The 8,572-nt window shown below is 43.9% G+C and carries 8 protein-coding genes and 1 tRNA gene; 6 read left to right on the top strand and 3 right to left on the bottom strand.

Annotated elements, in window-relative coordinates:
• Positions 1-80: 80 nt before the first annotated feature.
• A complete protein-coding gene (locus CES81_RS12705) occupies positions 81-674 on the bottom strand; it encodes an ATP-dependent Clp protease proteolytic subunit (RefSeq protein WP_089088166.1) in 594 nt (197 codons plus the stop codon).
• A gap of 280 nt (positions 675-954) precedes the next feature.
• On the opposite strand from CES81_RS12705, the gene CES81_RS12700 reads away from it, so the two are divergent.
• Positions 955-1,671, top strand: coding sequence for a sulfite exporter TauE/SafE family protein (locus tag CES81_RS12700; protein ID WP_089122086.1), 717 nt, complete (start codon positions 955-957; stop codon positions 1,669-1,671).
• A 22-nt stretch (positions 1,672-1,693) separates the two neighbouring features.
• Here CES81_RS12700 and CES81_RS12695 read toward each other — a convergent pair whose 3' ends face one another.
• Both CES81_RS12695 and CES81_RS12690 read right to left on the bottom strand, forming a co-directional pair.
• Entirely contained in the window at positions 1,694-2,155 is a 462-nt protein-coding gene (locus tag CES81_RS12695; RefSeq protein ID WP_089122085.1) for a GNAT family N-acetyltransferase, read from the bottom strand.
• A 240-nt stretch (positions 2,156-2,395) separates the two neighbouring features.
• Positions 2,396-2,467, bottom strand: a tRNA-Arg gene (locus CES81_RS12690).
• A 251-nt stretch (positions 2,468-2,718) separates the two neighbouring features.
• Here CES81_RS12690 and CES81_RS12685 point away from each other — a divergent pair.
• From CES81_RS12685 to eno, 5 genes are all read left to right on the top strand, one after another.
• Positions 2,719-3,744, top strand: coding sequence for a sugar-binding transcriptional regulator (locus tag CES81_RS12685; RefSeq protein WP_089122084.1), 1,026 nt, complete (start codon positions 2,719-2,721; stop codon positions 3,742-3,744).
• Positions 3,745-3,813: 69 nt separating this feature from the next.
• Positions 3,814-4,824, top strand: coding sequence for a type I glyceraldehyde-3-phosphate dehydrogenase (gap, locus tag CES81_RS12680; RefSeq protein WP_089088162.1), 1,011 nt, complete (start codon positions 3,814-3,816; stop codon positions 4,822-4,824).
• 117 nt (positions 4,825-4,941) lie between these two features.
• Positions 4,942-6,144, top strand: a complete 1,203-nt coding sequence (locus CES81_RS12675; protein ID WP_089088161.1) for a phosphoglycerate kinase — start codon at positions 4,942-4,944, stop codon at positions 6,142-6,144.
• A 161-nt stretch (positions 6,145-6,305) separates the two neighbouring features.
• Positions 6,306-7,061 (top strand): triose-phosphate isomerase, encoded by a 756-nt coding sequence (tpiA, locus tag CES81_RS12670; protein WP_089088160.1) that lies wholly within the window; start codon positions 6,306-6,308, stop codon positions 7,059-7,061.
• 97 nt (positions 7,062-7,158) lie between these two features.
• Complete coding sequence (eno, locus tag CES81_RS12665; RefSeq protein ID WP_089088159.1) at positions 7,159-8,478, top strand: phosphopyruvate hydratase; 1,320 nt, start codon at positions 7,159-7,161, stop codon at positions 8,476-8,478.
• Positions 8,479-8,572: the final 94 nt, after the last annotated feature.

Raw genomic sequence — 8,572 nt, 5'->3', positions numbered from 1 at the left:
TACACAAAACTTTATATTATTTCATTTGTCAACTTGACAGGGCCAAGTGCAAGTTCGTCTTTTTAGTAGGCGTTTAAAAATTATTTGCGATCTTTTGAGCTAGTCATGATCGAGTCAATCAAGCCGTAATCAACAGCTTCTTGAGCGGTCAGGTAATGGTCACGTTCAGTATCTGCATTGATTCGGTCAATCGGTTGACCTGAATTATCTGCTAAGATCTGGCTGATCATCTTACGAGCCTTCAAAATTTCTTCAGCTGCGATTTCAATTTCAGTTTGTTGACCTTGAGCACCGCCTGATGGCTGGTGAATCAAGACTTGTGAGTGCGGTAATGCGAAACGCTTGCCCTTAGCACCAGAAGATGCCAGAACACTGGCCATTGAAGCAGCCATACCAGTAACGATGGTTTGAACATCAGACTGGATGAAGTTCATGGTGTCGTAGATTGCCATACCAGAAGTGATCACACCACCTGGAGAGTTGATGTAAAGATAAATATCTTTGGTTGAATCTTGCGCATCCAAGAACAAGAGCTGAGCGATAATCGCGTTAGCCATGTCGTCTTCAATCGCACCGGAAAGCATGATGATTCTGTCTTTTAGTAGGCGAGAGTAAATATCATAAGCACGTTCGCCGCGGGAAGATTGTTCAATAACCGTTGGGACTAAGTTCATAGCTTTGCAGCCTCCTTATGATCTGTAGTTTATTAGTCGTTTTGACTAACTGATTTGTAGTTTAACCTAAAGGTCAAAAAAGGTCAAACAAAATCACTCGATGGTAAAACGCATCTTGTTAGCCTTTATGCCCAAGGTTTAGGATAACATATTTTTCGCGGAGATACCGCCTGAATACCCTGAACTATTATGCTGTCAATTGTATAAAGCTGGTATTGACACCGGTTTGATCGGTTATCATACTAGGTGTTAAAAACTGCTGTTTCACAGGGGGAAGTTTATGACGTGGTTGCTGGTGTTTTTTCCAGCTTTGCTGGCTGGGTTGATTCAAGGCTTGACGGGTTTTGGTGCCGTCATTATTATGATGATCTTTTTTCCGTCGATTTTACCGATGGCACAGGCTGCCGGAATCGGTGGCATCATCATGCTATTGAGCGAAATGGCCTTAGTGTTTCATTATCGAAAGGCAATTAAACTCAAACGTGTGTTACCGGCGTTTATCGTCTATGCTGCGGTGGCAACGTGGTCCGTTCATCTGGGCTTAGTGCTTAATACCCATGTTTTACGTGTGATGTTAGGCATATTATTAATTGCATTGTGCATCTATTTCTTGAGTTCAAAGAGTGCCGGAAGTCAGCATTATCCTTGGTATGTGGCACTGTTCTTTATGGTGATTTCCGGTTTCTTTAACGGCTTATTTGGGATTGGCGGTCCGTTGATGGCCCTTTATTTTCTATCCTTGTCGAAATCAATGCCTGAATACATTGGTAACGTTCAGACCTTTTTTCTGATTGATGGCTTCTATATCACGAGTGTTCGGATAGCCAGTGGCATCCTCGGTCCCCGAATCATACCGTATATTCTGGTTGGTATGGTGGCCGCAATTATTGGGACGATCATCGCGTCGCGTTTGTCCGCTCGGTGGGACCTAGCGATAGTTAAACCGTGGATCTACCGGTTCATTGGGGTGGCTGGGTTGTACTATTTGATATTTTAACCAGTGATAAAAATGGAACAGGTCAGAGTTCTAATTCTTTCTTAAAATAGACGCGGTGATAGCCGGCATCCAATCGACGGTCATATTCAACGTAGCCAAGGTGCTTATAAATGGCTATGTTTTCGGTCATTTTTTCGTTTGTCAGCAATCTGATTTCACGCTGACCGTGCTGTTTAGCAAAGATTTTGGCAAACTGCAGTAAGTGCTTGCCAAGTGATTTGCCTTGAAAAGCCGGCACCACTGCCACGGTATCTAAATGAACGTAGGCTGGTTCATTAATCAGCGCGATTAGTCCAGCAAACTGGTGATCATAATTCAAAATATACACCCAGTCATTGGCGATGTAATCTGCATAATTCTTTAGCATGGGTGCCGGTTTACGATCCATTCGCGTTAAGTATTTTGAAAAGGCGCCTTGGAAACATTTTATGATGCTCGGAAGATCAATGACTGCTGCTTGGCGAATCTCGATGTTAGCTGTCATTCAATCACGACCTTTAATTGATTTCTTGGTCAGTATACAAAATTATTGAGCCAACGTCACTAATTGTTAGCGGGAATTTGTACTCGAGGTGGGCGGATGAGTGAGGAATCCTTTTCTAATGTTTTTGATAACGGGAAATGTTTTTGGCTTTCAGCAGTTAAGCACAGAATGAAAAAGATCACCAACAAATGCTCATAATGCCAGCATTGTCGGTGATCTTTTTTAAATCGGAATCTCTGATGCGCCCGGGGGGAATCGAACCCTCATTTCAAGAACCGGAATCTTACGTGCGATCCATTACACTACGGGCGCATGTTTCTGTTTTTCAACACTAGAATACTATACCTGAAATTGAATATAAATACAAGGGTAAATCTCTTAATTACGCCGAGTGATTTGGTAGCAGAATGTTTGTCCGCTAGTTTGCATTTAAATAAGTCGCCTGCTATAATCTTGTTTGTGGGTAGCAATAAGCACCCATTAATTTTTGGCCTGTATGGGTCGGGTTACGTCACTATGGGACATAACCCGTCCCAACCGATGGTAGAGAGTTGGTTAAGACTATGGATCTCGAGTGGAGATGGGTGAATGCGGTTGTACCGAAGATGACCCAGAAGCTGCTCAGACGCTATTCATTGCTGTTGACAATCAGGCAGACGCAGCCAGTTGGCCGCCGTTCTTTAGCCGAAAAGATGGCTTTGACTGAACGCACAGTGCGAACTGATTTAGATAGTTTGGTAGATACCGGCTTGGTGTCAATGCAGACCAATGGCGTTTGGTTGACAGATGATGGTCAAAAAGCAATTCTTAACTTGCAACCGTTAGTAGCTGATTTAACCGGTCTTCGTAAGAAGGAAACGTTGCTCAAAGAGCGGCTAGGCCTGCAAAATTGCCTGATTGTTTCGGGCGATTCGGATAAACAGGCAGACGTTAAACAAGCAATGGGGAAAGCCACTAACGATTTATTGCGGCAGAAGCTGCCAGCTGGTGAGAGCGTTATCGCTGTCATGGGCGGTACCACAATGGCTGCTGTCGCTGGTACGTTATCGGCTGCCATAGCTGATGACCGGCAGTTAACTTTTGTGCCGGCTCGGGGCGGTATGGGTGAGTCACCTAAGATTCAGGCGAACACGGTTTGCGCCCGAATGGCTGAGGTTACAAACGGTCATTTTCAGGCACTGTATTTACCTGAATTAAGCTCCGAATCAGCATCAACTTCATTACGTCATGAGCCTGCAATTGCGCAAACCCTTGATCTGATTGACCACGCAAACGTGGCGATCCATTGTGTGGGCGATGCAATGTCGATGGCAAAAAGGCGTCAAATGTCCGACAAAGTAACGGCAACGTTAGTTAAGCGGCACGCGGTCGGGGAGGCCTTTGGCGATTTCTTTGACCAGAATGGTCAGATCGTTTACCGGGTTCCCAAACTAGGCTTGTCGATTTCAGATCTTGATCGAATGGATCTGGTTGTTGCCGTTGCTGGCGGCCACAGTAAGGCTGCCGCAGTTGAGGCATATTTTAAAATTCCTCCGGCCAAGACGTTTTTAATCACGGACGAAGGTTTAGCTGACATGATTTTAAAGTAGTGATACTATATATTAGTGTCGCTGTTTAAAATAATTATTTTTTACTTCCTAAAGGAGGAAAACACAGTTATGACTGTAAAAATTGGTATTAACGGTTTTGGCCGTATTGGACGCTTAGCATTCAAGCGGATCCACGAACTTCATTCTAACGACATCGAAGTGGCAGCAATCAACGATTTGACTACCCCTTCAATGCTGGCATACTTGTTAAAGTATGATTCAACACACGGCCGTTTCCCTGGCGAAGTTTCAGCAACTGATAAAGGTATCGTTGTTGACGGCAAGGAAATCCCTGTATATGCAGAACCAAAGGCACAAAATATTCCTTGGGTTAAGAACGATGGGGTTGACTTTGTTCTCGAATGTACTGGTTTTTACACTTCAGAAGAAAAGTCACAAGCTCACTTGGACGCTGGCGCAAAGCGTGTCTTGATCTCAGCTCCAGCCGGTGCCGTTCGTACCGTTGTTCCAGGTGTTAACTTGGATACTTTACAAGCTGATGACAAGATTGTTTCAGCTGGTTCATGCACAACCAACTGCTTGGCACCATTAGCATACTTCGAAAACCAAGAATTCGGTATCAAGGCTGGTACTATGACGACTATCCACGCCTTTACTTCAACTCAACAAATTCTTGATGGCCCTCGCGGCAAGAAGATGCGTAACAACCGTACTGCAAGCATCAACACGATTCCTCATTCAACTGGTGCAGCTAAGGCTATTGGCTTAGTTATTCCAGAATTGAATGGTAAACTCCAAGGCCACGCACAACGTGTTGCCGTTGTTGATGGTTCATTAACTGAATTAGTTGCAATCCTTAACAAGAAGGTTACTGCTGATGAAGTTAACGCAGCTATCAAGAAGCACACTGTTGATAACGAAGCCTTCGGTTACAACGATGACGAAATCGTTTCAACTGATATTATTGATGACCCTCATGGCTCAGTATTTGACCCAACTCAAACTGAAGTTACGTCTGCCGGCGATGCTCAATTAGTTAAGACTGTTGCTTGGTACGACAACGAATGGGGCTTCACTTGCAACATGGTTCGTACATTGTTGCACTTTGCTTCACTTTAATATTTAATTAGTAAGCATTAAAAGGCGGAGGAGGGAGACTTTCTCCGCCTTTTACAACAAATGACTTGTACCATAGGTCACAATGATCAACTTGATATAAATCAGGAGGACTTAAAATTGGCTAAATTAACTGTTTCAGATTTAGATGTAAAGGGTAAAAAAGTCTTAATGCGTGTGGACTTTAACGTACCCATTAAAGATGGTGTCATCGGCAACGATAACCGTATCGTAGCTGCATTGCCAACCATTAAGTACGTGATTGAACATGGTGGTAAAGCCATCCTGCTTTCTCACTTAGGTCGAATCAAGTCTGAAGACGACAAGCCGGGCTTATCAATGCGTCCAGTTGCTGAACGTCTTTCAAACTTATTGAACAAGCCCGTCACTTTTGTTCCGACAACAGAAGGCCCACAACTTGAAGACGCCATCAACAAGATGAACGATGGTGATGTCTTAGTTATGGAAAACACCCGTTACGAAGACGTTAAGAACGGTGAACAAGTTAAGCGCGAATCAAAGAATGATCCAGCTTTAGGCAAATACTGGGCATCACTTGGTGATTTATTCATTAACGATGCTTTCGGTACTGCACACCGTCAACACGCTTCGAACGTGGGGATTGCTTCAAACATGCCACAAACCGCTGCTGGTTTCTTAATGGAAAAGGAAATCAAGTTTATCGGTGGCGCGGTTTCAAACCCAGCTCACCCATTCGTTGCCATCTTAGGTGGTGCCAAGGTTTCTGATAAGATCGGTGTTATCGACAACTTATTAGGTAAAGCCGACAAAGTGATTATCGGTGGCGGTATGACTTATACCTTTTATGCTGCTAAAGGCATGAAGATTGGTAATTCACTCGTTGAAAAAGACAAGATTGATTTAGCTAAACAAATCATGGATAAAGCCGGCGACAAGTTAGTATTGCCTGTTGATTCCGTTGTTGCTGAAAAGTTCGATAACGATGCCGCTCACAAGACTGTCGATGGCGACATTCCTGACGGTTACATGGCCTTGGATATTGGACCTAAGTCAGTTGCTGAATTTGAAGACGTTTTGAAGTCAGCTAAGTTAGTTGTTTGGAACGGCCCAATGGGTGTGTTTGAAATGAGCAACTACGCTGAAGGAACACTTGAAATTGGTAAGTACCTGGGCACTTTATCCGACGCTACTACTATCGTCGGTGGCGGTGACTCAACAGCTGCCGTTCAACAACTCGGTGTTGGCGACAAGTTAACCCACATTTCTACCGGTGGCGGTGCTTCACTAGAGTACCTTGAAGGTAAGACTTTACCAGGTATTGCTGCTATTAGCGAGAAGTAAATCTGTTTAAAGAAGCTAGGAAGATTTCCTGGCTTCTTTGTGCATTCTCAGTGATCATAGCCATTTCTTGAAATTGATGGTGAACTTCACTAGCTAAAACGTTTTCATTCCGATAGAATAGTGTTGTGACTTTAAATGACTGAACAAAAGGAGCGTTTACTGTGCGGATACCACTTATTGCGGGTAATTGGAAGATGAATAAGTCGATCAATGAAGCCCGTTCGTTTATGCAAATTGTTTCAGATCAGCTGCCAGAACCAGATCAAGTGGAGACGGCAATAGCAGCACCTGCTATTTTATTAGAGACGATGATTGAAGCTAATGGTGCTGATCGACTAAGAATTGGTGCTGAGAATTGTTACTATGAGGATGCGGGTGCTTTTACGGGGGAGACTTCTCCGCAGGCACTTGCTGAAATGGGCATTCCATACGTGATTGTTGGTCACTCTGAACGGCGAAGTTACTTTAACGAAACCGATGACATCATTAATCGGAAAGTTCACGCAGTTTATCGCAACCACATGACACCAATCCTGTGCTGTGATGAAACGATGGGCCGGCTGGAGGCTGGCGAGAAGATTCACTGGGTAGTCAGCCAAGTTACCGGTGCTTTAAAAGGCGTCAGTGAAGATTTAGCTCGCCAACTGGTGATTGCCTATGAACCAAGCTGGGCAATCGGCAGCGGCAAGTCCGCTTCAGCTGATCAAGCTGAAGAGGGCTGCTACCTCATTCGTCAAACTATCGCTGACATTTATGGCGACGATGTTGCCAACCAGATGCGTGTTTTATACGGCGGCAGTGTTAATCCAGAAAATATTTCCCAAATCATGGCTAAGCAAAATATCGACGGTGTTTTAGCCGGCGGTGCTAGTCTTGATCCAGAAACATTTTTACAACTGGCACACTACCAAAAATAAACTACAAATAGTAATTGCAAGTTCAAAGGTAAACTAATAGAATAGACTGCGGGGAATTGTTTCCCGCTAGGTTAAACTTTCATAAGGAGAGAATACAATGTCAATTATTTCTGATATTTACGCCCGCGAAGTCTTAGACTCACGCGGTAACCCAACTGTTGAAGTTGAAGTTTACACAGAAGCCGGTGCAGTTGGCCGTGGAATCGTACCTTCAGGTGCTTCTACTGGTGAACATGAAGCTGTTGAATTACGTGATGGTGACAAGAACCGTTTCGGTGGCAAGGGTGTTACTAAGGCTGTCGACAACGTTAACAACATCATCGCTAAGGAAATTATTGGTTACGATGTAACTGATCAAGTTTCAATCGACAAAGCAATGATCAAGTTAGACGGTACGCCTAACAAGGGCAAGCTGGGTGCAAATGCCATTTTAGGTGTTTCATTAGCTGCTGCTCGTGCTGCTGCTGACGAACTTGAAGTTCCGCTATACAACTACTTAGGCGGCTTCAATGCTCACGTACTTCCTACTCCAATGATGAACGTTATCAATGGTGGGAAGCATGCCAACAACAAGGTTGACTTCCAAGAATTCATGATCATGCCCGTTGGTGCTCCAAGTATTAAGGAAGCTATCCGGATGGGTTCAGAAACATTCCATGCCTTGAAAGCTATCTTAAACGACCGCGGTTACTCTACTGCCGTTGGTGATGAAGGTGGATTTGCACCTGACTTGAAGAACAACGAAGAACCATTCGAAATCTTAGTTGAAGCTATCAAGAAGGCTGGTTACAAGCCTGGCAAGGACGTTGCAATTGCCTTTGACTGTGCTGCATCAGAATTCTACAACACTGAAACTAAGACTTACGACCTTAAGGGTGACGGCAAGTCATACACTGCTGATGAATTTGTCAGCTTACTTGAAAGCATCGTTGACAAGTATCCAGTTATCTCAATCGAAGACCCATTAGACGAAAACGAATGGGAAGACTGGCAGATGGCAACTTCTCGCTTAGGCAAGAAGGTTCAAATCGTCGGTGATGACTTGTTCGTTACGAACACTGATTACCTTGCAAAGGGTATCAAGATGGGTGTTGCTAACGCCATCTTAATCAAGCTTAACCAAATCGGTACTTTGACTGAAACCGTTGAAGCCGTTGAAATGGCTAAACAAGCAGGTTACACTGCTATCATTTCACACCGTTCAGGTGAAACTGAAGATACCACTATTGCTGACTTAGTTGTCGCATTGAACGCTGGTCAAATTAAGACTGGTTCAATGAGCCGTGGCGAACGTATCGCTAAGTACAACCAGTTGATGCGTATCGAAGATCAACTTGGCGAAGTTTCTGAATACAAGGGTGTTCACTCATTCTACAACTTGAGCGAACAAGCTCGTGAAGCTATCCAAAACAAGTAATAATGAATTTAATCGGACTGGTTCAGTCTGATTAAAAAGAAGGAGGCTGTGACTTAAGTCATAAATCATAGCTTTCAAAAAAGACTTATCGAAG

It is taken from the genome of Secundilactobacillus pentosiphilus (assembly GCF_002217985.1).
In the GTDB taxonomy this organism is placed as follows: domain Bacteria; phylum Bacillota; class Bacilli; order Lactobacillales; family Lactobacillaceae; genus Secundilactobacillus; species Secundilactobacillus pentosiphilus.
The sequence above is the reverse complement of the archived record's forward strand: the minus strand, read 5'-3'. Positions and strand labels throughout refer to the sequence as shown.

Excerpts from the sequence above, each read along its gene's own strand:
- CES81_RS12705 (WP_089088166.1), bottom strand. The coding sequence starts at position 674 with ATGAACTTAGTCCCAACGGTTATTGAACAATCTTCCCGCGGCGAACGT.
- CES81_RS12700 (WP_089122086.1), top strand. The coding sequence starts at position 955 with ATGACGTGGTTGCTGGTGTTTTTTCCAGCTTTGCTGGCTGGGTTGATT.
- CES81_RS12695 (WP_089122085.1), bottom strand. The coding sequence starts at position 2,155 with ATGACAGCTAACATCGAGATTCGCCAAGCAGCAGTCATTGATCTTCCG.
- CES81_RS12685 (WP_089122084.1), top strand. The coding sequence starts at position 2,719 with ATGGATCTCGAGTGGAGATGGGTGAATGCGGTTGTACCGAAGATGACC.
- gap (WP_089088162.1), top strand. The coding sequence starts at position 3,814 with ATGACTGTAAAAATTGGTATTAACGGTTTTGGCCGTATTGGACGCTTA.
- eno (WP_089088159.1), top strand. The coding sequence starts at position 7,159 with ATGTCAATTATTTCTGATATTTACGCCCGCGAAGTCTTAGACTCACGC.